We start from the raw sequence: 25,197 nt of genomic DNA on the forward strand, positions 1-25,197 counted from the left end.
GACGCGTCGCCCCGCGCTTGAAAGGAAGAATTCCATGCGGTGACGTCGCGAAGAACATAGTTTCTTGCCGCATAACGTTAGGTCAAGAAACCACCGCAAGGGAAGGTTTCGATTGATAAGCGACGCCTGTATTGCCGTTCAGGGAGCGCTCAGCCGCACCACCGGCATTTTTCCCATTGCGCCCAGCGGTCGTCACGTCGCAGCTCCTCCCATCCCCCGCCAGTTTAAGGACAGGCAGACATGTTTTCCGGCTCTCTGTAACGCGACGCAGGCGTCCCGGATGTCCGGCGACCTGCTCCAATCGGTAGGCACGATTTGCAGTGACTGGCCTTTGAACGAGGTGCCGCGCTGCAAGGCGATCATGAGGAATGAGGGTTCCCATCAAGTATGATCCACTATATGGACCTTATAGACGCACAAATTAACTGCATAAATCCGTCTATTTACTGTTGATTTCATGAATTTTTCTGTGTATCCCGAATACATGATTTTGTAACGGTCCATATTGTGGAGGCAATATCCCGATACATTCAGACCTTTGGAGGGGTCTGGCCTGTCTGGCAACAACAGCTATCCTGATGTCGCGGTCGTGGCACGGACGTTCTGTTTTGCAGACATGTTCATTGCGAAGGTTGTTCTGTGGGAGAGGAGGCCCCGATGACCATGACCGCAAACGCGAATGACGACGTATTTGTACTCGATGGCGAACTGTTGCACACCGGACAGGTAACAGGCTCCTGGTTCATGCGCCCCATCGAGGCCGTGGCGGCGGTGCTGCTGGCGGTGATGATCGGCCTGCTTCTGCTGGGTGTGACGTCACGTTATGCCCTGCATCTGCCGATTGTCTGGATCGATGAAACGGCGTCCTTGTGCTTTCTGTGGTTTGCCATGCTGGGCGCGGCAATCGCGATCGATCGCAGTGAACACCTGCGCCTCACGCTGTTTCTCAACATGTTCCCCCAACGTGTTCTGGGCTATATCAATTCCCTGGCACTGGTGCTGGTGGCGACATTTCTTGCCGCAATCATCAAGCCCGCTATGGAATACGCCATCGAGGAGTGGGTGGTCACGTCAGCGGCGCTGAATATTCCGATGTCGTTTCGCGCTGCGGCGCTGCCGGTCGGCGCCTGTCTTATGCTGCTTTTGGTGCTCAACAATCTCTTCCGACGAGAAAATCTGCGCGATATCATTGCGGCCCTTGTAACGGTCGCGGTTGCCTCCGGCCTGCTCTATCTGGCATCGCCGATGCTGGAATCCCTCGGCAATTTTAATCTGGCGATCTTCCTCGGCCTGTTCGTTGCGGTATTTCTGGTGCTGGGCGTTCCGATTGCCTTCTGCTTCGGCCTTGGAACCCTCGCCTATCTGACCTTCACCACCTGGGTTCCGACCATTGTGATGATCGGGCGCATGGATGAGGGCATGTCCGGCATCATTCTGTTGTCAGTGCCAGTCTTTGTGCTGCTGGGCTGCGTGCTCGATGCAACCGGCATGGGTAAGGCGATTGTCGAGCTTCTGTCCTCGATGTTTGGCCACATTCGCGCTGGCATGTCCTATGTTCTGCTCGGTTCTCTGTTTCTTGTCTCCGGCATTTCCGGCTCCAAGGTTTCTGATATGGCAACCGTCGCACCGGCGCTGTTTCCGGAAATGAAGCGCCGTGGCCACAAACCCAAGGAAATGATCGCGCTTCTGGCCACCGGCGCCGCCATGGCCGATACGGTTCCGCCCTCAATCGTGCTGATCGTTCTGGGTTCGGCGGCAGGTGTGTCTATTGCCGGCCTCTTCACCTCCGGTTTCATGATTGCAATGGTACTGCTTCTGGTGCTGGCCGTTCTGGCCCGCTGGAAGGCGCGGGATGAAAACATGGAAGGCGCAAAGCGCACGCCATGGCCGCAGGTCGGCAAGGCAGCCCTGATTGCCGCACCGGCGCTCGTTCTGCCCTTCCTCATCCGCAGCCTGGTGGGCGGCGGTGTCGCCACTGCAACCGAAGTATCCACTATTGCCGTGCTCTACGCCATGATCGTCGGCGCAGTGCTTTATGGCGGCATCAGCCTCAGGAAGCTTTATTCGATGCTGGTCGAGACGGCAGCCCTTTCAGGGGCGATCCTGCTGATCCTCGGCTGTGCATCGGCCATGGCCTGGGGGTTGACGCAGAGCGGCTTTGCTTTCCAGCTGACCGCGATGATTACCGATCTTCCGGGCGGCTGGATGACCTACATGGTCGTGTCGATCCTGATTTTCATGATCCTGGGCTGCGTCCTGGAAGGACTGCCGGCAATCGTTCTGCTCGCGCCGATCATGTTCCCGATCGCCCGCACGCTTGGCATCAATGACATTCATTATTCGATGGTCGTGGTGGTCGCCATGAATATCGGCCTGATGGCGCCGCCCATCGGTATCGGCTTTTACATCGCCTGCAAGATCGGCAACGTGTCGCCGGACGAAGCCATGGGTGCCATCTGGCCCTATCTCGCAGCCATGATCATCGGCCTGCTGCTGATTGCAGCAATCCCCGGATTTTCGACCATTCTGCTCTGAGACCGTGGCGGGTCCGCCCGCCACGCCGATGAATGATAACTGCTTTATTTTGGGAGGAGAAAGCAATGAATATCAACAGACGTACCATACTCGCCGGCGCCGGTTCCGCCGTACTGGCCACCGCCTTCGTGTCGCGCGCCCGCGCTGCTCAATACAATTATAAATATGCCAACAATCTGCCTGCGGCGCACCCGATGAACATTCGCGCCAAGGAGGCCGCCGAGCGCATCGCCAAGGAGACCGATGGACAGGTCAATATCAGCATCTTCCCCAGCAGCCAGTTGGGTGCCGACACAGACGTTTTGAGCCAGGTGCGCTCTGGAGGCGTTGAATTCTTCACGCTTTCGCCGCTGATCCTGTCGACGCTGGTACCGAACGCCTCCATCAGCGGCATCGGTTTCGCCTTCCCGAACTACGAGTCCGTATGGGCGGCCATGGATGGCGATCTCGGTAAATATGTCCGTGGCGAAATTGCCAAGCAGAATCTCGTTGCCATGGACACCATCTGGGATAACGGCTTCCGCCAGATCACCAGCGCTTCCAAGCCCATCGCCACGCCGGCCGATCTCGAAAGCTTTAAGATCCGCGTGCCAGTGAGCCCGCTCTGGACCTCTATGTTCAAGGCGTTCAAATCCGCCCCTGCCTCGATCAATTTCGCCGAGGTCTATACTGCACTGCAGACCGGTGTGGTCGATGGCCAGGAAAATCCGCTGGCGATCATTTCCACCGCAAAGCTGTTCGAAGTGCAGAAATTCTGCTCGGTCACCAATCATATGTGGGACGGGTTCTGGTTCCTGGCCAACAAGCGCGCCTGGGAGCGTTTGCCGGATGACCTGCGCGCCATCGTCGCCAAAAACCTCAACCAGTCGGGCAAGGATGAACGCGCCGATGTGGCGAAGCTCAATGCCTCGGTCAAGGAAGATCTGATTTCCAAGGGCATGACCTTCAACGACACGGATGCGACACTTTTCCGCGCCGCGCTGAAAGAGGCAGGCTTCTATTCCGAGTGGAAAGGCAAATACGGCGATGAAGCCTGGGCCATTCTTGAAAAGGCCGTTGGTGCAAGCCTGACCTGACCGGCCTGTTGAATAACTGGCCCCGCCCGTAGCGGGGCCAACCCGACTATGTCTGACGATTGGAATGGAGACTGCTTTGACAGGTCGCCTGACGGGAAAACGCGCGCTTGTGTTTGGCGCAGGATCATCGGGGCCGGGTTTTGGCAACGGCAAGGCTGCGGCCGTGCAATTTGCCCGCGAAGGCGCGCGCGTAGCCTGTGTCGATCTATCCGCTGACGCAGCCGAAGAGACGGCTGAGATCATTCGCGGAGAAGGCTTGGAGGCGATTGCGGTTGCCGCCGATGTCACTGAACTACAGTCCGTATCGGCCACCGTTGCCCGCACCTGCGAGGCCTTTGGTGGCATCGATATTCTGCACAATAATGTCGGCGTGACCCATATGGGCGGACCGGTTGAGCTGGATGAGGAAAGCTTTCGCGCCTCGGTCGATCTCAATATCGGCTCCGTTTATCGTACCTCCAAGGCTGTGTTGCCGGTGATGTTGGCGCAGGGCGGCGGGGCCATCGTCAATATCTCGTCGCTCGCCTCCATTCGCTGGACCGGCTATCCCTATTTTGCCTATTACGCCATGAAGGCAGCTGTAAATCAGGCGACTGTGGCGCTGGCCATGCAATATGCCCGGCAGGGCATTCGCGCCAATTGCATTCTTCCGGGAATGATCGACACCCCACTGATCTACAAGCAGATCAGCAATCAATATGCGTCTGTCGAGGAGATGGTGGCGGCGCGCAATGCGGCTGTCCCGGTGGGCCGCATGGGCGATGCCTTCGATATTGCCCGCGCCGCCGTTTTTCTCGCATCTGATGAGGCTAAGTTCATCACCGGCGTCTGTTTGCCGGTCGATGGCGGGCAAAGCTGTGCGGTGGGGGCGTTTTCCTGAGATGGCAACAACAACAACGATTCCGGTAGAAAAAGATCTGACTGGCGCGCGTGCGGTGGACCGGGCTCTGGCGCTGCTCTCCATGGTCGGGAGGCACGCGGAACGCGGCGTGGCGCTTTCGGTCATCGTGACAGAAAGCGGACTGAACAAGCCCACGGCCCGCCGCCTGCTGCTGGCTCTGATCCGCGCCGGCCTTGTGGAGCAGGATGAGGAAACGCGGCGTTACTACCTCGGCGAAGAAACCTATGTGCTGGGCAGCCTGTCATCGCGCCGGTTTGGCCTTCTTCAAATGGCGCAGGACGGCCTGACGCGCATTTCCCGCCGCTCGGAGGATTCGAGCTTCCTTTCCGTGCGTCGTGATACATTTGCCCTGTGCCTTTACCGCGAAGAAGGCACCTGGCCGGTGCGCACCCATGCACTTCAGGCCGGTTTCGAACACCCCTTGGGTATTGGTGCGGGTTCGCTCGCCATGCTGGCGGCGCTGCCAGACGCCGAGGTGGAAAGTACCATTACGGCCAATAGCGGGCTGATTGCCGCTAATTATCCCGGCATAACGCTTGAGGGCCTGCGCCGTGATGTCGAGTTGACGAGAGCCAATGGCTATTCGCTCAACCCCGGCCTGATCCTTTCTAATTCCTGGGGTATTGGCGTTGCCATCCGCGCGCCTGATGGCGCTGTGGCGGGAGCGTTGAGCATTGCCGCTGTGGACAGCCGCATGCGACCGGAGCGCCAGCCGGAACTCGCAGCGCTGCTGCGCGAGGAAGTAACCCGCATCGAGACACGCATCGCAGAAATGATGGCCAGCCGCGCCCGCACGCGCGGTGAAGGCGACACGAAACGGCAAACGAGGAGAACGAGCAAATGAGCAAAGCGCAGATCGTCGGCTGGGCGCATTCGCCTTTCGGCAAGTCGGCCCTTGAAAATACCGAGCAACTGATGGCTTCGGTCGTGGCGCCGGCCATAGACCATGCGGGCGTCGATGTCAGCGATATCGACGGCATTTTCGTGGGCGTGATGAACAATGGCTTCTCGAAACAGGATTTTCAAGGTGCTCTGGTAGCGATGGGCGATGAGCGCCTCGCCTATACGCCGGCAGTGCGTTTCGAAAATGCCTGCTCAACAGGATCGGCCGCCCTCTATAGCGCCATGGACTTCATCGAAGCCGGGCGCGGCCGCATCGCACTCGTTGTCGGCGCCGAAAAAATGACGGCGCTGCCGACCGCAGAGGTGGGCGAAATCCTGCTCTCCGCCTGTTACCGTGCGGAGGAGGCCAATATTCCAGGCGGGTTTGCTGGCCAGTTCGGCCGCATCGCACAGGCATATTTTCAACGTTATGGCGACCGCTCGGAAGAGCTGGCGATGATTGCCGCAAAGAACCACGCCAATGGCGCGGTCAATCCCTATGCCCATATGCGCAAGGATTTCGGCTTCGATTTCTGCAATACGGTTTCGGACAAGAACCCCTACGTCGCAGGCCCGTTGCGCCGCACCGACTGCTCGCTGATTTCGGATGGCGCTGCCGCGATCATTTTGGCCGACGAGGAAACGGCAGCCACACTCAACCGCGCCATCGGCTTCCGGGGCCGGAAGCATGTCAACGACATCATGGCATTGAGCCGTCGCGATCCGTTGGCCTTCGAAGGCGCGCGCCGCGCCTGGGCCGGCTCGCTGGAACTTGCCGGCGCAACGCTCGACGACCTCTCTTTCGTTGAAACGCACGACTGCTTCACCATTGCCGAACTTATCGAATACGAGGCCATGGGGCTTGCGAATCCCGGTGAAGGATATCGCGTTGTCCAGGATGGAACGGCGCTCAAGACCGGACGCCTGCCAATCAACCCATCGGGTGGATTGAAATCGAAAGGTCATCCCGTCGGGGCGACCGGCGTTTCCATGCATGTCATGGCGGCGATGCAATTGATGGGCGAGGCAGGCGACATGCAAATTCCCAATGCCTCCCTGGCTGGCGTGTTCAACATGGGTGGCACGGCGGTTGCCAATTACGTCTCGATCATGGAGCGTGTGAAATGACGACGCAAAGTGCCGTACAGCATCCCGCGGGCGGGGTTGCGCCCTCCACCACGCGGGTGATGAACCTCTCGCATTTTCTGACGCAGGCGGCACGCCGCAACCCGGACCATATCGGTTTCGTCTGGGGTGAAAAGACTTGGAGCTGGGCTCAAATGGAAGCCCGCGTCGACGCAATGGCCCATGCGCTGGAGACTGAATTCGGCGTCAGAAAGGGGGACCGCATTCTGGTGCAGTCCTCCAACAACAACCAGATGTTCGAATCCATGTTCGCATGCTTCCGCGTGGGTGCGGTGTGGGTGCCGACCAATTACCGTCAATCGCCCGATGAAGTTGCCTATCTGGCAAAGGCCAGCGGCGCACGCGGCATGATTTGCGCCAGTGCTTTTCCCGATCATGCAAAAGCCAGCCATGAGGCGGGCACGATCGATTTCAGCATCGCCATCGGCACGGCTGAGTTCGGTGAGGATTACGATGCCATCGTGGCCCGTCATATGGGGCACAAAGTCAAAAGCCAGGCAGTGGATCGGGATGACCCGTGTTGGTTCTTCTTCACCTCAGGCACAACCGGCCGGCCCAAGGCTGCAGTGCTTACCCATGGCCAGATGGCGTTCGTCATCACCAACCATCTCTGCGATCTGATGCCCGGCACCGGACCGGACGACGCCTCCATCGTCGTTGCCCCGCTTTCACACGGTGCGGGCATTCACCAGCTGGTGCAGGTGGCGCATGGCGCGAAAACCGTGCTTCCGGCAGCCGAAAGACTCGATGTGCCCGCCGTCTGGGCGCTGATCGAAAAATGGCATATCACCAACGCCTTCACTGTACCGACCATCCTTAAAATGCTCGTCGAAGACCCCTCTGTGGATCGTTTCGATCACTCCTCACTGCGCTATGTCATCTATGCCGGCGCGCCGATGTATCGCGCGGACCAGAAACGGGCGCTTGCAAAGCTCGGCCCGGTGCTGGTGCAATATTTCGGTCTGGGTGAAGTCACCGGGAACATCACCGTGCTGCCGCCTTCTTTTCATAACGCCGAGGACGGTACGGAAACGCGTATCGGCACCTGCGGCTTCGACCGCACCGGCATGGAAGTGCAGATCCAGAACGATGCGGGCGAGGAAGTTGACGCCGGTGTAACCGGCGAAATCTGCGTGATTGGTCCCGCCGTTTTCGCCGGCTACTACGATAATCCCGAGGCAAATGCCAAAGCCTTCCGCAATGGCTGGTTCCGCACGGGCGACCTTGGTCATCGCGATGAGAACGGCTTCCTCTACATCACCGGGCGCGCCTCCGACATGTATATTTCCGGCGGCTCGAACATCTATCCGCGAGAAATCGAGGAAAAAATCCTCATGCATCCTGACATCAGCGAGACTGCGGTTCTGGGTGTGCCGGACGCGGTGTGGGGCGAGGTAGGTGTGGCCGTGTGCGTGGCCCGCGAGGGCGCGGATATCGCCGCCATCGATCTGAAGGCCTATCTGGAAGGCAAGATGGCCCGCTACAAGCTGCCGAAATCAGTTGTGTTCTGGGATGCCATGCCGAAATCCGCCTACGGCAAGATCACCAAGAAAATGATCCGCGAGGAACTGGAGAAACGCGGTCAGATGCCGGCTTTCGAAGAAAAGCGGACAGGCTGACAGGCGTGACATTCAATCGGGAGGAGACGGTATGACACAAGAGAAAACAGGGACAAAAGGGGCCGTCGCGATCACCGGCGGTGCATCCGGCATCGGCTTTTCCACCGCGCAGCTCCTGATGGCGCGCGGCTGGCAGCCATGGTTGCTGGATCTCAAGCGCGAGGCGCTGGATATAGCCTGCGAAAAGCTCGGTATCGATCTCTCACGCGGCATCGTCTGCAATGTTGCGGACGAGGCATCGATAGAGATGGCTTTCGCCGCCCTGACGGCTAACGGTGCCGATCATGCGATTGATCTGGTCGCCGTCGTCAACAGCGCCGGCATCGGTATCGACAAGCTGTCCGTCGACACAAGCGTCGAAGAATTTCGCCGCATCGTTGATGTCAATCTCGTCGGCAGCTTCGCGGTAGCGCGCACTGCCGCTCGTTACTGGCTGGAGCGCGATATTGCCGGCTCGATCGTGAATATCAGTTCTGTTTCCGGCATGTGTGGAAATCGTGGCCGCAGCGCCTATGGCGCTTCGAAAGGCGGCGTGAATCTTCTGACGATGGTAATGGCAAACGAGCTGGGGCAATCGGGCATTCGGGTCAATGCAATTGCTCCCGGTCCGGTCGATACACCCCTCACCCAGGCGGTTCATACTGAAAATGTTCGCGACCAATGGCATAGCCGCGTTCCGATGCATCGCTATGGCAGGACGGACGAGATCGCCTCTGCCGTGGCTTTCCTCGTGTCGGATGACGCAAGCTACATCAACGGACAGGTGCTCGCCGTGGATGGGGGATTCATAACCGCGGGGCTTGCGGTATGACGGAGACAGGCACGCAAGAGCTTCCCCGCCACATCGTCCATCCCGGACCGATAACGCCTGAACGCTTTCGCGCCGTCGGCTGCCATGCCTATCCTGTTACTCTGACGGTCCGGCCCGGCGTAAGCGCCAATGAAGCGATTGCCGATGCCTTTGCGGAGTTGGGGTTCGAAGGTGGTTACGTCAGACTGAAGAACGTACCGATGAAACGGCTGCATTATGTCATGCCGGCAGCCGCACCGGATGACGCACATGCCGCATGGTATAGCGAAACCTTTTCCATGCCGGGTGGCACAATCATCGATGCCGGCCTGCATATGGGCCGGCGTGATAGCGCGCCGTTTCTGCATTGCCATGGTTCATGGAAGAGTGCCGACGGCGTTGTCTCCATGGGGCATCTGCTGCCTTTCGAGACCGAATTTGCTGTAGAAACAACGCTTGAAGCTCTGGCGCTAGATGGAGCGATCCTCGATGTGCAAAAGGATGAGGAAACCAACTTCCCCCTTTTTACACCCATCGCGCAACAGCGCGACCAAAAGGGTTCGGGTCTTCGGGCACTTTTATGCACAGTGCGCCCCAATACCGATATATGCACGGCACTCGAAGAGGTCTCTACCCAGTTTGGCCTGCGAGAAGCCGAAGTCAATGGAATTGGCAGCCTGGTCGGTGCGGATTATGAAGACGGAACAAGCCTCACTGCCTACGCGAGCGAAATCCTCATAAGAAACGGCCGTATCGCCACGGCCGCGTCGGGAGACCGACAAGCAATGCTGGATATTGCGATGGTGGACCTCACCACACATATCAGCGGCGGGCGGCTGGTGCGCGGCAAGAACCCGGTCTGCGTTACTTTCGAGCTACTTCTGACCGAAAGACAGGGGCGCGCCGCATGAGTTGCGCTGAGCAACTCACCGGCCCGCCTTACTACAACTCACGCCGCCTGCGGCTTTTCCGCAGGCAACCACTCTTCCAGCGTCACTTCAAAAGTCATGCAAACCGGGTTAGCTCCGGCGATGAAGGGACCGCCATAAACCGAACCTTCGGTATCGGCGACGACACCGGTCAGCGAGGCGCGCAGCGAGCCGTCCGGCTGGGCACGCACTTCGCCGGCGATGGAGACGATTTCCACGGCGGGACCGCGTATTTGCAAGAACGCGCCGTTGCGGGTGCCGAGACAGGCATCAACGAGACTACCAAGTGCACCGCGCACAAAGGCATTTCTGAAACCTTCGGCAAGGCACAGTTTTTCGACACCGAGAACAAGGTCTTCATTGGGTGCGATGCGGGCATAGGCCACACGCCCCATGGATCCGATTTCGACAGTGTTATGCGTGTTCATCGGCGCGCTCCGTACGGTTCCTGGGTTGAAGAAGGGGAATGTTGGTTTCGGGGTCGAAGGACTGCTGCAGCACGAAACTGTCGAGTGACGTCACCAGGGCGGAAACGCCGCTCTCGCCAACAATACAGGATTCAGTCAGCAGATGGCCGCCCTTGACCACACCTGCCGCGGTGCGCATGGCGGCATGGCAATGAACAATCGGCTCGCCCTTCATGCTGCGCCCGAGCGTAGCATTGCCGAACACAAGCCAGGCCGCACCGGCGTCGATGGGTTTCGTATAGGCAATGACCGCCTTGCCGGAAGGGTCGGGCGGGGCGACGCAATAGGACAATATGTCGAAATAGCCGCCAAGAATGGTGAGCGAGGCATTCTCAATGCCGTTTTCGAAAAGCGGCTGCACGATTCCATCGTAAAGACTGCGGCCCGCCGCAACGAACAGCCGCACGTGGCGCGCGGATGGCGAGTGCAGGCTGTTGATGCGCACGGGCGAGGAAATGCCGGGATGGATCAACGTTCTCGGCCTTGGAAAATGATGTTGTTCTACGGGTGCCACGCCTGCTCCTCCCTGCTGCCTGTACCTTGCAGTACGGTACTTAAAAATCAGCGGAAGGTGCTTTCGAATGCCAGCGCCAAACCGCCCGTCGGAAAACATTTCTTTCGCAGTCTGCCGCAGTGACGGCAGATTTTTGCAACGTATTGTGTGGAGACCGAGGATGACGAAACCGCTGGACAGAATTGACCGCAAGATATTGCGCACCCTGCTGGAGAACGGCAGGTTGAGCAATGCGGAGCTTTCGGAAAAGGTGGGGCTGTCGCCCAGTCCCTGCTGGCAGCGTGTCAAGCGGCTGGAAGACGAAGGGGTCATTCGCGGCTATACCGCCATTCTCGATCAGGCCAAGCTTGGACTGAGCGAAACTGTTATCATCGAGGTGATGCTGGAGCGCCACGACGACGAGGTTCTGGAACGCTTCGGAGAGGCGATGGCCGCTCTTCCGGAGGTGCTGGAAGCCTATCTGACGACAGGCGAATATGATTATCTCATCAAGGTGGCGGTGGCAGGAACCGCAGGCTACGAGCAGTTTCTGCGCCGGAAGCTCTACAAGATCGAGGGTGTACGCCACTCCCGATCCTGTTTCGCACTTAAATGCCTCAAACACACATTATCTGTCGTACCCGATCCGGAACCTCCATCAATGGAAGCGACTGGCACCGGCCGCGTGCCGGCAAGATAGCGGCAGCGGATTGCGAATGGCGTGCCTGATCGTAGCGCCTCGACGCACGCCTTCCGCATAAAGATTGGCGTCATCTTCGGGAACATCCGAGTGGGTCATGGCTACCATCAGCCCACCACCAGTGCAGGCGGGACTGCGTCGCCCGCCTCCCCGACTGCCATAGCGGCAAGCCAGCCTGCTGTAACCACCGGTCAGTCTCCCGGGATCGCCATCGATCCATGCCCCGTCAGCAGATCGCAGGCACCACCAACAAGCCCTCCGCTGCCAGCCGCCCTCCTCTGCGTTGTAAAGAACGCAGAGCCCCCGCATAACGGACAACTCGCCGCTGCACATTTATAACCGTGTCTATCTCAATTCACATGCGGATCTCTGTCGCGCGAAAGGCGAGACGCGGCGATGGCACTATCTTCCGGTGCAAGTAGATCGTGTCTTTCGGCAAAGGCTACGAACAAGCCGCGGGCGGTCTCCGCTTCAATCTCGCCGCGCAACGCGGCAGCACATGCCTTAAGCGCAATGGAATGTGCGCTATCTCGGTTTGTTGCGGGCCACTCGGAAAGATGTCGGTATGCCTCCAGCACGTTTCGAACCTCCGCTGGAAAGCCGAGACCGACAAGAATGAAAACAGGCTGTCTGAACATATCGGGTTTCATTGCTTTCTCCTTCCCATCCCGGATATTGGTGGGCGCCATCGCGACGGCGCCCCCGTTCATCCAACAATGTAAATCAAGCCGCCTTTTGTGCTTCGATCTGGCCCGGGGCAACTGTCGGCACCAGAACCGCATCGGTCTGGATGTCGATTTTCCGGGGCTTCAGGGCCTCCGGGATTTCGCGGACGAGATCAATCGAAAGGAGACCGTTTTTCAGTTCGGCGCCGCTCACTCTGACATGATCGGCGAGTTCGAACCGATGCTCGAACGGACGGGCCGCAATGCCGCGGTGCAGGTAGCCCTCCGCGGGTGTCTCCTGCCTCTTGCCTGTCACGGTCAGGAGATTGGACTGGAAAGTGATGTCGATCTCGTCCCGTGTAAAACCAGCCACCGCAATAGAAATCTGATACCTGTCTTCGGCCGTCCTGATAATGTCATAGGGCGGCCAGTCACTGATCGAGCGGGTGCGCTGGGCGTTTTCGAGAAGATTGAAGACCCGGTCGAATCCGATGCTCGATCGGTACAACGGTGCATAGTCGTAAGATGTTGCCATAACCATATCCTCCTTGAAGCAACATGGGTACCAAAGCGCCAAAAGCGGCGCTTCCAGCACGGCCAGTCCTGTCATCAGCGACTGGCGGCTGACGATTTGGTTTTTCGTGTTTTCAAAATCAAGAGGCGAAGCGAACGAAATTTGCTTTCGCACCCGTATTAAATATGGCTCGGGTACCGCGCGATCAAACGCCTCCAGCCACGCCGATATTCGGCCCGGGAAGCAGGATTTCTGCCCGAGCCTGGGCACAACCTGGAGCCGCCATTGAGGCACCACTCTCCTGGACATCGGCGGGTAACTCGGTCGGACTCGGTGTTACATCCATATCTAAGACAGGACTTCGGTTCGAGGCCACACAGCGTCGCGTGCGGCTGCGCCTCGGAACGGCGCGCAGTCAGCTCGCGATCCACATCGGCCGTCCCTGCCATTGATTGGCCGGGGCATCATGGATTTCATAACCCATAAGGGCGTCATCTGCGTTTCAGCTACCAAAAGGATAGTACGGCGCCAACTTCGGAGTAATAGCCACTCCGTATCATGAGCCCACTAGTCCTTACGACCAGCTTGCCGCCTGTTTTCACCTCGCCAAGAATGCTCCTTCAGACCGGACATTTCGTGGGAGAAAAAAGCGTGAGGACGATCTTCCTGAACAGGTACGGTTTCCCCGACCAGTCGGCAACAAGCCGTATGATATCATCGCTCGCCTTTTCAATGGCGCAGCGCGGAATGAATGTGACTGTCGTTGCAAGTCGCGAAATTCACAATCATCCCGGCAGCGTCTTGCCCGCAACCGAGACGGTTCGGGGTGTACAGATCCAACGGCTCGCAAGCGGCCGCTTCGGCCGGCACAGCCTCATGCGCCGGAGCATTGATTATCTTCTTTTTCAGGTGCTGGCATTCGCCTGGCTTCTGCGCAACGTTCGGGCAACGGATACGGTCGTTGTCTGCACCGATCCTCCGCTCCTCTCCGTCATGAGCAGCATCGCGATCCGCCTAAAGGGCGCACTCATGGTGAACTGGATCATGGATCTTTTTCCCGAGACCGCAATCGAGCTTGGATTTTTCAGGAAACGTGCACGGTGGCTTGCGCCATGGCTGACGCAGGCGCGCAACTGGTCTCTGCGATCCCCCGGCATGGTTGTCTGCCCTACCGACAAGATGGCAGAATTCCTCTTCACGCAAGGGCTTGCAAAGGATCGCATCAGCGTCCTGCATCACTGGTCGGATGGCGAGGAAATCTATCCCGTCTCTGCCAGGGACAACAGCCTGCGCAAGGCGTGGGGACTGCAGGATAAGTTCGTCGTCGGTTATTCGGGAAACTTCGGGCGGGCGCATGAGTTCGGCACCATGCTGGCAGCGGCGAAACGTCTCGAGCACCGGCCGGATATCCGCTTCCTGCTCATTGGTGGTGGACACCAGCATGCGGCCGTCAAGGCCGCCGTTCAGGATCTCGGTCTTCAGAACGTTATCTTCAAACCGCTGCAACCGGTTGAGAACCTTGCCGAAAGCCTGAGCGTTGCTGACGTGCATCTGGTCTCGCTGCTGCCGGAACTGGAGCATTGCATCATTCCCAGCAAATTTTATGGCATTCTGGCAGCCGGCCGGCCGACGATCTTCGTCGGCGATCCCGATGGGGAGGTGCCGCGCGTTCTAAAAGCCAGGGGATGCGGCAGCAGCGTCGAAATCGGCGAGACCGATAAGCTCGCCGCCATCATCGAGAACCTCTGTGACGACCCGGAGACCCTGAAAGCGATGGGCGATGCGGCAAGGCGGCTGCTTTGTGCCGACTATTCCCGAGAGAAGGCGACGGATGCATGGGCGGCGCTGATTGCCGGGTTGCAGACTGTCGAGCCTTCCAGCCCCCCTATCGCTCAAGGTATCGCGCCATGAAAGACAAAGTCGTCGTCAGCCAACTCGGCGCTCGCATGCATTATGCCGTGCCAAGAATATTCGCATCCGCTGGCCGCCTTGCGCATTTTTACACGGATATATGCGCGACGAAAGGCTGGCCCCGCATCGTCAATTCGCTGCCGGCCACCCTTTATCCCGCCCCTGTCAAACGGCTGGCCGGCCGGCTGCCCAAAGGCGTGCCGTCAGCGCTGACGACGGTGTTTTCCAGCTTTGGCCTCCGTTCCGTGCTGCGCCACATGCGCACGAAGGATGTTGTCGAGGAAACCTCGCATGCGATCTGGGCCGGGTCGATTTTTTCCGAAATGGTCGCCCGGCGCGGCTTTCATGGGGCCGCCGGGCTTTACGCCTTCAGCGGCGACGCACTCGAACAGATGCAGGCCGCAAAGCAGCAGGGGCTGTGGACCGCAGTCGAGCAGATGATCGCGCCGCGCGATGTCGTCGAAATGCTTCTCAATCAGGAAATGAAGCGGTTTCCCGCATGGGCAGGTCCCGTGCAGGACAACCCGCATGCGCGTCTCTTCGCCGACCGGGAAAAAGCCGAGTGGCGCCTTGCCGATGTCATCGTCTGCCCGTCGGAATTCGTCCGCAAGAACGTCGTCGCCTGCGGTGGGCCGGAAGACCGGTGTGTCGTCGTTCCCTATGGGGTCAATGCGGCGGCTGCCATCGACAGACCGGCACGCATGCCGGGGCCGATCAGGGTTTTGACCGTGGGCGAAGTCGGCCTGCGCAAGGGCTCGCCCTATGTCGTGGAAGCCGCCCGACTTATGGAAGGTGCAGCCCGTTTCCGCATGGCGGGCCGCGTTCGCTTAGGCGAAGACGTCAAGCAGCAGATTTCGCAATGGGTCGAGCTGCGGGGGATCGTGCCGCGCTCGCAGATCGCCGAGGAATTTCGGTGGGCGGATGTCTTCCTGCTGCCGTCGCTCTGCGAGGGTTCCGCGACCGCCGTCTATGAAGCGCTGGCAGCGGGGCTGCCTGTTATAACGACCGAAAATACCGGCAGCGTCGTTCGCGATGGTGTCGAAGGTTTCATCGTTCCCGTCTGCGATCCGGAAGCTATCGCGACCGCGGTGCGTGCGCTTGCCAACAATCCCGAGCTGAGGCGGATCATGTCTGCCAATGCACTCCTGCGCGCAGCCGAACATACCGTGGAGTCTTACGGCGAGCGGCTTCTTGCCGCCCTGTCGGGGCCGCATCTGTCCGGGTCCGCGGGTCTTTGCCTTGCGGACGACGCGCGATACCTGGGGAACAAAGAGATATGAAGATAATCCACGTCATTGCTTCGATTGATCCCAAGCATGGCGGCTTGCAGGCCGTTGCCATGCGCCTTGCCGCGGCACAGGCCGGCCTCGGCCTCGATGTGAATATCGTCAGCTATGGCGACGCCGCGATCGAGGCACAGGTTAAGGAAATCGGTCACAGCATACCGCATTTCGAGAGTATCCACTGGCATCTCCTGCCGCTGGCCGGGAGGCTGGAGACGCTGTTCTGCTTCAGGGGCCGGCGCATGCTGAAAGCCTTGCTGAAAGATGCCTCCTTCATGCATATTCACGGCGTGTGGGAGCCATTTCTGCTCTATGCTTCCAAGCTCGCCCGCGCCGCTGGCGTACCCTACTGCATCTGCCCGGCCGGCATGCTGGACCATTGGAGCCTTGGCCAGCGATCGTGGAAAAAGAAGATCGCGCTGATGCTGTGCTACCGCAAGATGCTGAACGAGGCTGCGTTCCTGCACCTGTTGAACGTCGATGAAATGGCAGCTGTCGAGCCGCTGAATTTCCAGGCACGAAATCTGATCATACCGAACGGTGTTTTTGCCGAGGAATTCGATCCCCTGCCGGCCCGGGGACATTTCAAGCAGAAAATCGCCCTGGCGCACGGCAGGCGTTACATTCTGTTCCTGTCACGCCTGCACATCAAAAAAGGTGTCGACATTCTCGCCTCGGCCTTTGCGGCTATTTGTGACACCTATGTCGACGTTGATCTCGTTGTAGCAGGTCCACCCGGTGGAGCAGAGGGCCACTTTATGCACCTGGTCAAAAAACTGAACATCCGGCACCGCGTCTTTATGGTCGGGGCCATTTACGGCGAAGCAAAGCTCGAAGCCATGGTCGATGCCGACTGCTTCTGCCTGCCAAGCCGACAGGAGGGCTTCAGCATGGCGATCACCGAAGCGCTCGCCTGCGGCACGCCTGTGGTGATCACCGACCAGTGTCACTTTCCCGAAGTCGGATCTGCCGATGCCGGGGTTATCGTCGCGGTTGACGCGGCCGAGGTTGCCAAGGGCCTGGCAAGCGTGCTCAGCAACCCCGCCAAAGCGAGAACGATGGGTGAAAACGGTCGCCGACTTGTGCTGGAGAAATTCACCTGGCCGGCCATCGCCCATGCCACCCTGGAGGGCTATCGGCTGAGCGCGTTGGATGCCGCCGCTTCCTGACGACGCGAGCCGACTGGCCTTGCCGGATTGCCGACATAGATCGTCCAGGGCTCCAGTGACTTCGCTGTGACGGCTCGCGCGCCGAGCACAGCCCCCTTGCCGACGACGACACCGGGACCGACGAAGGCTTCCGCCGCTACCCAGGCGTCCTCCTCGATCACCACCGGCCGCGTCACGAGGGGAAACGCGCTGTCCTGAACGTCATGCGACCCTGTGCACAGATGAGCACGTTGCGAGACCGAGGCATATTGGCCGATGGTGATCATATCGACATTGTAGCAGATCACGCCAGGTCCGATCGATGAATGACACTCCATGACGAGGTGCCCCGGCCACCACACGATCGCCTTGGAATGCACCATTGCCGTGGCATGCAGGCGCGCGCCGAAACTGCGCAGGAGAAAATTGCGCCAGCGGCGCATCGGCGGCGGCGTCCAGGAGGCAAGAAACCGCCAGACGATCATCCAGACCAGCCGCTGAAGCCGCAAATGCAGTGAAAAGGTCGGACCTCCGAAGCGCGGCAGGGGCGTCGTTGCATGCTGGAAGGCAGGATCGTCGTATCGTGAGCGCATGGCCTATCCTCCGGCTTGAGACGTCAAGGATGGTATCGCGTACCGACGCTGCTGCACGCGCGCGGGTATGACGGCAAATGCCAGCGCCGGCGCTGCAAACATCAGCATATGCACCCAGACCATGAGAACCCAGTCGGTCTGATGCGAGATGGCGTGCATGGACGGTATGATCGACAACAGATAGGTGAATTGCGCAGCGAACTCGCCCGTGTTTGCGGTCACCCAGATCCGGCGCACCAGATAGGCGAGCAGGAAAAATTTGAACGCCCCCAGATACCAGAAGGATCCGAACGCATCCGCCATTCCGGTCTCGGTCGTGCCGAGGACAGGATTGTAGTCGCGCGATTGAACCGGCACCGGCAACATGAAGGATTGCTTGACCTCCACGCCCACGAGTTGCGCGGGCACGAAGTTGAACACCAGCCTGTTCCAGTGGAACTTGCCGTAGTCGAATTGCAAGGTGTTTGCGGTGTTGTCGATCCGCATGATCGCGTTGCGCATCTCGTCGCCGCCGTCCCGGAACACTTTCTCAAGATTGCCGATGACATCTATCCTCTTGATGTCATCCCACACGGGAGCGTCGTTGGCCTTGGTGATGGCGCGGTAGTCGCCCATGCTGGTCATCGACAGTGTGCCGAGGAAAAGCGCAATGATCACGAAGATGCGCGGGATCGCCCATCCCTTGTAAAACCACCATGCCAGCGCGAACATCATGATGAGTTCCACCGCTTCGGCGCGCTTTCCGGTTATCACGATGCGATCCAGGTAAAAGACGAGATCGAACGCAAGGACGGCCAGCGCCAGCCAGGAGAATCGCCGTGCAAGGCAAAGCACCGCAATGGCCAGACCATAACTCAACAACCGCGAAAAGAAGATGTACATGACCGGAACTCCGGTCATCTGCACCGCAATGGTCAACTCTCCCGGCAAACGGCTAAGCTTGAAATAGAAGTAGGCGCCGGCGATCGAGAGAACGGCTGCGACGATCAGCAGACGTGTTTCGTCGAAATCGATACGGAAGAATGCAAAGGGTTTTGCCGTTCTGCTCCATCCCCACCAGCACATGAAAAGGCACAGCATCATGAAAAGCGCGGCTCTGGCAAACGCGCCTTCCGGCAGGAATCTTTCAGACGCCAGTCCGGGAACCTGCGGCAAGATGAAACTGAACGTGATGACGCCCGTCAGAAACGGGAATTCGTAAATTCGCTCCCGACGCATCATTCCCCAACAGATGAGCAGGATAACACCACCGAAGAGGCAAAAAACCAGAAGCGTGCTCATGAGGCGAGCCCCGCCTGAACCGGAGGCAAATCCTGCACTAAACTGCTTCTGAGGTCGTAGAGGAGCGCTTTGGCGTACTCCTTGAACACCTGCACCCCGTCGCCGTTGATGGCAAGCCGCCACAGTGACACGGTTCGTTGCGCAGGAAGGGAAATCCACTCGATTTGAGGCATCACAAACCGGAAGCGCTTTACTGCGCGTCGTGAATGAAACCAGCTCGTGACCAGAATGGCACTTTTTGCCCCCATTCCAGTCAGTATAGGCTGTGCGAATGTCGCGTTTTCCCAGGTGCTGAGCGAAAGACATTCCGTTGAGACGACTGCGGAATCCACCCCCAGCCGCACCAGCATGTCGCGGATGAGGTCGCAATCCCCATAGCCAGTCACCAGAACGAGCGGCGCCCTTCCCTCGTGCCATAGTTTTGCGGCCTGGGGGGCTCGAGGAGGACCGTCCCCGCCCAGAACTACGATGACGTCAGCTTGCGCAGGCGGGTCCTCCACGACAAGGAGCGACCCCGCTGAGACGAGGGCAAGTCCGTAGAGCCCGATTGCAGTCAGCATCATCAAGCCCAGTAAAATTGCATTCCGTTTCAATGGCGGAGCGTTTCGGATGTTCTGGGAAATGCGCGAACGCGAAAGCCGTCCTTTTGAAACCGGTGTCGAGGGAATTCGCGGTCCGGGCCACGGCGCTTTCATGAGGCGATTACTCTTCATTCGCCGATTGAATGGCTCTTGGCTCCGGCGCGGCGCTTGCGGCGACCGGTAGACGCGCCACCTCGCGGTAGAGATCGAAATTACCCCTGTGAAGCCAGGTTTTCGAGAGGTAGCCCGTCGCGGTAAGGACGAACGCGGTGTGAAGGGCAATCGGCACGAGAAGGCCCGCGGCCATCATCTCCGCCGGAACACCGGCTTTTATTCCGGCAAAACCGATGCCGCCGCAAATGAAGGAAATGACGACCAGCGTGTTCGTTGCCGCCGCCGGCGCGAAACCATAGTCCAGCAGCAGATGATGAAAGTGCCAGCGATCGGCCGACATTGGACTGCGACCGTGCATGATACGACGGACAATCAGGCTGAGCGTATCGGTGATCGGCAGGATCACGATCCAGAGCAATGCCGGAAAGGATACCGCAGCGCTTGTGGTCGCCAGCAGGACGATTACATAGGCAATCGTCGCACCCAGTGCGGTACTGCCCGCATCGCCGAGGAATATGCTTGCCCGTGCGCGCCATGGACCGCGCATGTTGAAGACCAGAAAAGCGCAGAGGCATACGCAGAGTGCCTGAAGCGGCGCGATAATGTCGCCGACACCTGCGAAGATCGCCACGATCATCAGCCAGATCAACGCGACACCCGCAGTGCCACCTGCAAGCCCGTCGACGCCATCAAGCATGTTCCACGAATTCACCAGCCCGGTCACGAAGAGAACTCCGATGACGAAAAATAGCGGCAGGAACAGCTCGGAATGCTGCGTGAACAGCACGCCGATGGAGAGAGAGCCGATATCGGCGCCGCCTACGAGAGCGATCGCCATTGCTAGTTGCATGAGAAGGCGTCCTGCTGCGGGTAGCGGCCGGCGATCATCGACAACGCCCATTAGTAGAATGACCGCCAGCCCGAGCCAGAAGTTCATGCCGAGAGCCTCGCTCCACCCACCGACGAATGCGGAAACAGCGAAAGCGGCAAAGATCGCGATGCCACCGCAAAGAGGAACGGCTCCCGTGTGGCGTTTGCGGATTGAATCGGGGCGATCCACAAGCTGAAACACAATGGTCAGGCGCCTGAGAACGACGATGAGGGATACGCACAGAACGAAAGTGGCAATGGTGTTGAAGAGTATCCCCGACATGTCTGATCCCCACACTGAAGCTTGGCGGCGCATTTGCAACGATACTCGCCTCCAGACGATCCTAAAAAACACCGGCCCTGAGGGGTATGCGGGCAAAAGGCGTGTGAAATCCACCAAAGGGAGAGGGTGTCGAAATTAACGGCTACCCTACCCACCCCCGAACCGGATCGACTATCGAAAGAGCTAGGTTTGAGACCTTGACGGCGAGCGACCACAAATGAACGACTCGGCAGCGTGCGGCATCTTGCAAGTGATCATTCCTGTGTGGAGAGAACGGCGATCCAGTCCTGAAAGCCGAAAGCATTCGCCGATGCCGGCACCGTCACGTTACGAAGGCCGCTGCGGCCAAGACGCTCGATCGGTTCGATGTAAATTCCATTCGAGGGATCATACCAGCGAAGGGTTTTCTCGCCTGCCGCCAAACTGTCGAGATCGATCGCAACGGAAGGAGTGTCGAGATAGATCACGGCGAAAAACCCTTCCCTGTCGCGCGCCGCGAATGCGCCCGCATCGCTTTTCAGCAAGCTTCCCTGATCGGGTACGAGCTTCCACCATGCCAGTTGTCTGAAAAGCGAGGCCAGATGGGTGATGCTTTGAGCACCACGGCTGTTCAGCGAACCTTGCCAGCTGTCCTTCGCTTCATAAAGCCCGGCGGCGGAAAAATGCCAGACCGGATTGTTGCCGAAGAGCTGACCGCTCGCGCCTGAAAGCAGCGCACCATAGGCGATAAGACGAACCTGACGCTCCTTCACATCGTTCTCGCCTTCATATGCGCCTTCGATGAGGAAAAAAGGGCGTCTTGGTCCAGATCGGTAACGATCCAGCACCTCCGCCGCGACATTGCTGTAAGTATAAACTGAATCGATATCGAGCCAGGAAGCGCCCCGCCAAAAATCGCTCGTCACGGTATCGGGATTGCCATGCACGGTCTGCAATGCCGAAAGATCAGTTTCAGCGATCCCCATTGCAACAGCCATGACCAGATTGCGATCGGGCGGATCGTAATCCCCGCCCTGCACCCAGATGATGTTGGGGTACTTCGCAAAACGCTGCCCGACATAGCGTCCATAAGCCCGCAGCTTTTCTGGCCCGGCCGCGACCATTTCCTGATACCATCCTTCGGGGCCACCGCGTGCGCCGCTATAGGCCGGACAGAGAAGCACCAGCAGGTTGTGGCTGGCGGCTGCCTTTATGACGGCTTCTGCCCTGTCGAAATAGGCCTCGTTTGGTTGCTCGAATGCATCGCCTGCGAAAGGTTTCTCGTTGTAGAAGTTCGCCGGCGCCTTGCGGGAGAACTGATGCTCGATCAACGATACAAGCACGGTGTTGAAGCCCTGCCGCTTTCGGGTTTCCAGATAAAATTCCGCATCGGGAATAGAGGTATCACCAATGAGCGACCACGCACTGTCGCCGACAATCAGGAACGGCAGACCCTTGCTGTCTTCAAGATAACGCCCGTCCTTCGACGTCTGCAGCGGAAAAACGGTATCCTGGGCGTTGCAGGTCGAAAACATGCATAGCCAAAAAAAGAAGACGCCACACAGATGTCCAAGTCGCCGCTGATCGCCGATCATCGCTTCAGAGCCGTTCACGAACGACGCGAAGCCAGTTTTTCAAGGGCAACGGCAGATAGGTTCGAAGGCCCGGCCTCAAACCGGCGGGAATAGACCAGTCCTCCATCCTGAGCACTGTTGACAGGCCAGGACGGTCGTTCAGTGTCATAGTGATGACTTCGTTGTAGCGTGCGGCCATCCGTTCGATGCTGAAGCGGTTCAGGACCATTTCCTTTCCCGCGATCGACATCCGCTCGAGAAGGTCGCGATCGGCATGCAAGCGCGCGATCGCATTGGCCGCTGCCGTATAATTGCCGATCGGGAACAGGAAGCCGTTTCGGCCCGGCTCGACAATCGTGTCCGTCACGCCGCGGATATGAGACACGACCGGGACGCAGCCGCCGGCCATTGCCTCGATCATCGTCATGCCAAGCCCCTCGAAGCGGGACGGCATGATGAGAACATCGTGACTGGCCATGATGACCGGTATGTCTGAAAGCTGAACGGATCCTGCGTAACTGACGCGATGGCCATGGCCGTCTAGCCGTCGCCTGAGCTTGCCCATATCCGGCCCATCTCCGACGATCGTCAGGCGCACGGCCTCGGGCGAGGCATCCAGTATCTCCCGCAGCCACATCACGCCTTTCGATGCATCTTCAATGCGGCCGACGAAGAGAACCTTGAGTTCCGGCCCTCGGTTGAAGCGCCGAACCGCCTGGCTCCGGAACGCATCGCTGTCCACCGCATTCGGGATTGCGTAGGTACGCTCCTTCGAAAAGCCGTTGCGCGCGACAAGGTCGGCGCGGCACCGCTCCGATACGCCGATCGTGACATGGGCATAGTCCCGGACCGAGCGCGCAGCCGCGTATGTTCCAGGCGAGATATTATGGACGACGAGAATACGCAGGATACCTTCTGGCAAATAGCGCGCGATATTTGTCTGCAACTGATCGCCTAGAACGTTGACGATCACACCGTCGAACCCTCCGTCTTCGATGGCAGTCGCCATTCGCCCTGCGCATTCGCGTTCGCTGAGATTGACGGGCATCCGCAGCAATTGACCGAAAGCCTTCTCACCCTGGAGATCGAAAGGCAGCCCGTATGTTTCCTTGCACACGCCGAGCCATCGCACGTCTATGCCATAGGCAGCGAGACCTTTGCGAAGATGTTTGAAGACGGAATAGGTGCCGCCGATATGGGGAAGAACAAAATAGGCAAGCTTCATGGGACACTCTCGCTCTTGCATCCACAACCATGCCGCAACGGATCGACGGCGGATGGTTCGAGTGGCTGCTAAGGCGACATACTAAAAAGCCACGGGATGACAGTCAGTTGCATCTTAGGCTTAGCTGTATCTTCCTTTGAGAGGTTTGCGTCAGTCAGACTATTCGTTTGGCGTAAGACGCAACCCGAATGTCGGTGTGGGGTCGGACTGCTCCAGCGGATATCAATGCCATATCGAGCGTGTCGGCGCCGGGCTGCGATTGGAAAATAAATGAGGATCACTCTCCTTGGACAATTTGGCTCTGGCAATTCGGGCAATGACGGATCGCTGGAAGCCATGCTCCTTTATCTGCGCAGGATGAGGCCCGATGCCGATCTGTTGTGTATCTGTGCAAGTCCGACAGTCGTAAGTGCGAAGTTCAATATTCGTGCGATGGGTGTTGGGGGGCCTCCCCTGACAAATGCATGGATGAGGCACCTGGACAAGCTGCTCGGCAAGGTGCCTTCACGGCTCATGCTATTGGTCAGTTCCCTCTTTAGTTTCGACAAGGCTGACCTGATGATCATACCGGGGACCGGCATCCTCGATGATTTTCAGGAAAAGTGGTTCGGCTGGCCCTTTGTCGTGTTTTGCTGGTGTCTCGTTGCACGCCTTCGCAACACACGGATCGCCTTCGTCAGCATCGGCGCTGGCCCGATGAAAAGCCGTCTCAGCCGCTGGTTCCTGCGCTCTGCCGCACAGATGGCCTCCTATCGATCCTACCGGGACGATTTCTCGCTCAACTACATGAAAACGATCGGTGTCGACGTGTCGCGAGACCACCGTTACCCCGATATCGCCTTTGATCTTCCTATTCCTGTGCCCCACCGGCAGAGCCCCGCCGACGGCGTAATGAGAATAGGTGTCGGCGTCATGGACTATCGCGGCTGGCGTCACAACGACCCCGAGGCCGCCAGGATTTACAAGACCTACATCCACAAGCTCTCACGGCTCGTGAGCTGGTTGATCGGTGAAGGCCATCGCATCACCCTTTTGATGGGAGACATTACGGACAGGGTCGCCTGCGCGGATCTGATGTTTCTGCTGACGGACATGCTCTCCGAGGACGAGTTGGCGCAGATCGACATCAGCTCGGCCGCAACGCTGCGCGATATCATGCAGCAGATGGCAGCAATCGACCTTGCGGTGGTGTCGAGATATCATGGAGTTGTCTGTTCCCTGAAACTCGGAAATCCGACAATATCAATAGGTTATGCCAGAAAGTTCGATGATCTGATGAACGATTTCGACCAGGAGAAATTTGCCCGACACATCGACACGTTCGAAGTCGAGGAAGTTATCGTGCTGGTGAAGGAGATACTCGCTGGAGCCGGGGCGGTAAGACAGCGGATCGACCACGCCAATGATCGCTTCAAGCGCCAGCTTTCCGAGCAAGAGGCGCTACTCGGCCGGGAATTTCTCTCAAATGATGCCGTCGCAACGCCGCAGAGCGTTACGCCTTAGCAAAGGTGTCCCGCAGCCTAATGCTTTCGACGTAATACCGAGGCTCTTCACCACTCGACGGGAGTAGTCCGCACAATGTCGCACGCCCTTCAACGGACATTCTCCAAACGGCCTACACCTACGGATCCGGCTGCC

The 25,197-nt window shown here is 58.7% G+C and carries 23 protein-coding genes; 13 read left to right on the forward strand and 10 right to left on the reverse strand.

The window, feature by feature from the left end; genetic code table 11:
* Positions 1 to 657 precede the first annotated feature (657 nt).
* From J5276_RS15345 to J5276_RS15380, 8 genes are all read left to right on the forward strand, one after another.
* Complete coding sequence (locus tag J5276_RS15345) at positions 658 to 2,535, forward strand: TRAP transporter large permease subunit (protein ID WP_013761236.1); 1,878 nt, start codon at positions 658 to 660, stop codon at positions 2,533 to 2,535.
* Between the two features lie 65 nt (positions 2,536 to 2,600).
* The gene (locus J5276_RS15350; RefSeq protein ID WP_003517515.1) at positions 2,601 to 3,611 is read left to right on the forward strand and encodes a TRAP transporter substrate-binding protein; all 1,011 of its coding nucleotides are present in this window, start codon (positions 2,601 to 2,603) and stop codon (positions 3,609 to 3,611) included.
* A 76-nt stretch (positions 3,612 to 3,687) separates the two neighbouring features.
* Positions 3,688 to 4,491, forward strand: coding sequence for an SDR family NAD(P)-dependent oxidoreductase (locus tag J5276_RS15355; RefSeq protein WP_026330943.1), 804 nt, complete (start codon positions 3,688 to 3,690; stop codon positions 4,489 to 4,491).
* A 1-nt stretch (position 4,492) separates the two neighbouring features.
* Positions 4,493 to 5,356: an IclR family transcriptional regulator gene (locus tag J5276_RS15360; RefSeq protein WP_111795250.1), complete on the forward strand. Its 864-nt coding sequence runs from the start codon at positions 4,493 to 4,495 to the stop codon at positions 5,354 to 5,356.
* The gene (locus J5276_RS15365) at positions 5,353 to 6,522 is read left to right on the forward strand and encodes an acetyl-CoA acetyltransferase (RefSeq protein WP_111789152.1); all 1,170 of its coding nucleotides are present in this window, start codon (positions 5,353 to 5,355) and stop codon (positions 6,520 to 6,522) included. Before J5276_RS15360 ends, J5276_RS15365 begins: the two co-directional genes overlap by 4 nt.
* A complete protein-coding gene (locus J5276_RS15370; protein ID WP_209159581.1) occupies positions 6,519 to 8,159 on the forward strand; it encodes an acyl-CoA synthetase in 1,641 nt (546 codons plus the stop codon). Before J5276_RS15365 ends, J5276_RS15370 begins: the two co-directional genes overlap by 4 nt.
* A gap of 31 nt (positions 8,160 to 8,190) precedes the next feature.
* On the forward strand, positions 8,191 to 8,970 hold the full coding sequence (locus J5276_RS15375; protein WP_209159582.1) for an SDR family NAD(P)-dependent oxidoreductase: 780 nt from the start codon (positions 8,191 to 8,193) through the stop codon (positions 8,968 to 8,970).
* Positions 8,967 to 9,860, forward strand: coding sequence for a PCC domain-containing protein (locus J5276_RS15380; RefSeq protein ID WP_065688960.1), 894 nt, complete (start codon positions 8,967 to 8,969; stop codon positions 9,858 to 9,860). The genes J5276_RS15375 and J5276_RS15380 overlap by 4 nt, the downstream gene beginning before the upstream one ends.
* Positions 9,861 to 9,898: 38 nt before the next feature.
* Here J5276_RS15380 and J5276_RS15385 read toward each other — a convergent pair whose 3' ends face one another.
* Positions 9,899 to 10,306 (reverse strand): PPC domain-containing DNA-binding protein, encoded by a 408-nt coding sequence (locus tag J5276_RS15385; RefSeq protein WP_035199191.1) that lies wholly within the window; start codon positions 10,304 to 10,306, stop codon positions 9,899 to 9,901.
* Positions 10,293 to 10,859, reverse strand: coding sequence for a DUF296 domain-containing protein (locus J5276_RS15390; RefSeq protein WP_065688958.1), 567 nt, complete (start codon positions 10,857 to 10,859; stop codon positions 10,293 to 10,295). Before J5276_RS15390 ends, J5276_RS15385 begins: the two co-directional genes overlap by 14 nt.
* 160 nt (positions 10,860 to 11,019) lie before the next feature.
* Between J5276_RS15390 and J5276_RS15395 the strand changes: the two genes are divergently transcribed.
* Entirely contained in the window at positions 11,020 to 11,538 is a 519-nt protein-coding gene (locus J5276_RS15395) for an Lrp/AsnC family transcriptional regulator (RefSeq protein ID WP_076844883.1), read from the forward strand.
* A gap of 350 nt (positions 11,539 to 11,888) precedes the next feature.
* Here the strand turns inward: J5276_RS15395 and J5276_RS15400 are convergent, their stop codons facing one another.
* Positions 11,889 to 12,188 carry a DUF982 domain-containing protein gene (locus J5276_RS15400; protein WP_065660130.1) on the reverse strand — a complete coding sequence of 100 codons (300 nt, stop codon included), beginning with the start codon at positions 12,186 to 12,188 and terminating at the stop codon, positions 11,889 to 11,891.
* A 73-nt stretch (positions 12,189 to 12,261) separates the two neighbouring features.
* On the reverse strand, positions 12,262 to 12,738 hold the full coding sequence (locus J5276_RS15405) for an Hsp20 family protein (RefSeq protein WP_209159619.1): 477 nt from the start codon (positions 12,736 to 12,738) through the stop codon (positions 12,262 to 12,264).
* Between the two features lie 687 nt (positions 12,739 to 13,425).
* Here J5276_RS15405 and J5276_RS15410 point away from each other — a divergent pair.
* The 3 genes from J5276_RS15410 to J5276_RS15420 are packed head-to-tail and all read left to right on the forward strand — an operon-like array spanning position 13,426 to position 17,080.
* Entirely contained in the window at positions 13,426 to 14,628 is a 1,203-nt protein-coding gene (locus tag J5276_RS15410) for a glycosyltransferase family 4 protein (RefSeq protein WP_209159620.1), read from the forward strand.
* A complete protein-coding gene (locus J5276_RS15415; protein WP_013761278.1) occupies positions 14,625 to 15,908 on the forward strand; it encodes a glycosyltransferase family 4 protein in 1,284 nt (427 codons plus the stop codon). The genes J5276_RS15410 and J5276_RS15415 overlap by 4 nt, the downstream gene beginning before the upstream one ends.
* Complete coding sequence (locus J5276_RS15420) at positions 15,905 to 17,080, forward strand: glycosyltransferase (RefSeq protein WP_013761279.1); 1,176 nt, start codon at positions 15,905 to 15,907, stop codon at positions 17,078 to 17,080. The genes J5276_RS15415 and J5276_RS15420 overlap by 4 nt, the downstream gene beginning before the upstream one ends.
* Here J5276_RS15420 and J5276_RS15425 read toward each other — a convergent pair.
* From J5276_RS15425 to J5276_RS15450, 6 genes are all read right to left on the reverse strand, one after another.
* The gene (locus J5276_RS15425; protein WP_209159583.1) at positions 17,044 to 17,652 is read right to left on the reverse strand and encodes a putative colanic acid biosynthesis acetyltransferase; all 609 of its coding nucleotides are present in this window, start codon (positions 17,650 to 17,652) and stop codon (positions 17,044 to 17,046) included. The two genes, J5276_RS15420 and J5276_RS15425, sit on opposite strands and share 37 nt — an antisense overlap.
* Before the next feature lie 3 nt (positions 17,653 to 17,655).
* Positions 17,656 to 18,933, reverse strand: a complete 1,278-nt coding sequence (locus J5276_RS15430; RefSeq protein ID WP_209159584.1) for a hypothetical protein — start codon at positions 18,931 to 18,933, stop codon at positions 17,656 to 17,658.
* On the reverse strand, positions 18,930 to 19,628 hold the full coding sequence (locus J5276_RS15435) for a YdcF family protein (protein ID WP_209159621.1): 699 nt from the start codon (positions 19,626 to 19,628) through the stop codon (positions 18,930 to 18,932). Before J5276_RS15435 ends, J5276_RS15430 begins: the two co-directional genes overlap by 4 nt.
* Before the next feature lie 7 nt (positions 19,629 to 19,635).
* Positions 19,636 to 20,781, reverse strand: coding sequence for an MraY family glycosyltransferase (locus tag J5276_RS15440; protein ID WP_060642740.1), 1,146 nt, complete (start codon positions 20,779 to 20,781; stop codon positions 19,636 to 19,638).
* A gap of 254 nt (positions 20,782 to 21,035) precedes the next feature.
* Positions 21,036 to 22,295 carry a DUF4038 domain-containing protein gene (locus tag J5276_RS15445; RefSeq protein WP_236773618.1) on the reverse strand — a complete coding sequence of 420 codons (1,260 nt, stop codon included), beginning with the start codon at positions 22,293 to 22,295 and terminating at the stop codon, positions 21,036 to 21,038.
* A 64-nt stretch (positions 22,296 to 22,359) separates the two neighbouring features.
* Positions 22,360 to 23,559, reverse strand: coding sequence for a glycosyltransferase family 4 protein (locus tag J5276_RS15450; RefSeq protein ID WP_060642738.1), 1,200 nt, complete (start codon positions 23,557 to 23,559; stop codon positions 22,360 to 22,362).
* 270 nt (positions 23,560 to 23,829) lie between these two features.
* Between J5276_RS15450 and J5276_RS15455 the strand changes: the two genes are divergently transcribed.
* Positions 23,830 to 25,062: a polysaccharide pyruvyl transferase family protein gene (locus tag J5276_RS15455; RefSeq protein WP_209159585.1), complete on the forward strand. Its 1,233-nt coding sequence runs from the start codon at positions 23,830 to 23,832 to the stop codon at positions 25,060 to 25,062.
* Positions 25,063 to 25,197 lie beyond the last annotated feature (135 nt).

Origin of the sequence: Agrobacterium sp. S7/73, assembly GCF_019355535.1 — a bacterium.
Taxonomy (GTDB): domain Bacteria; phylum Pseudomonadota; class Alphaproteobacteria; order Rhizobiales; family Rhizobiaceae; genus Agrobacterium; species Agrobacterium tumefaciens.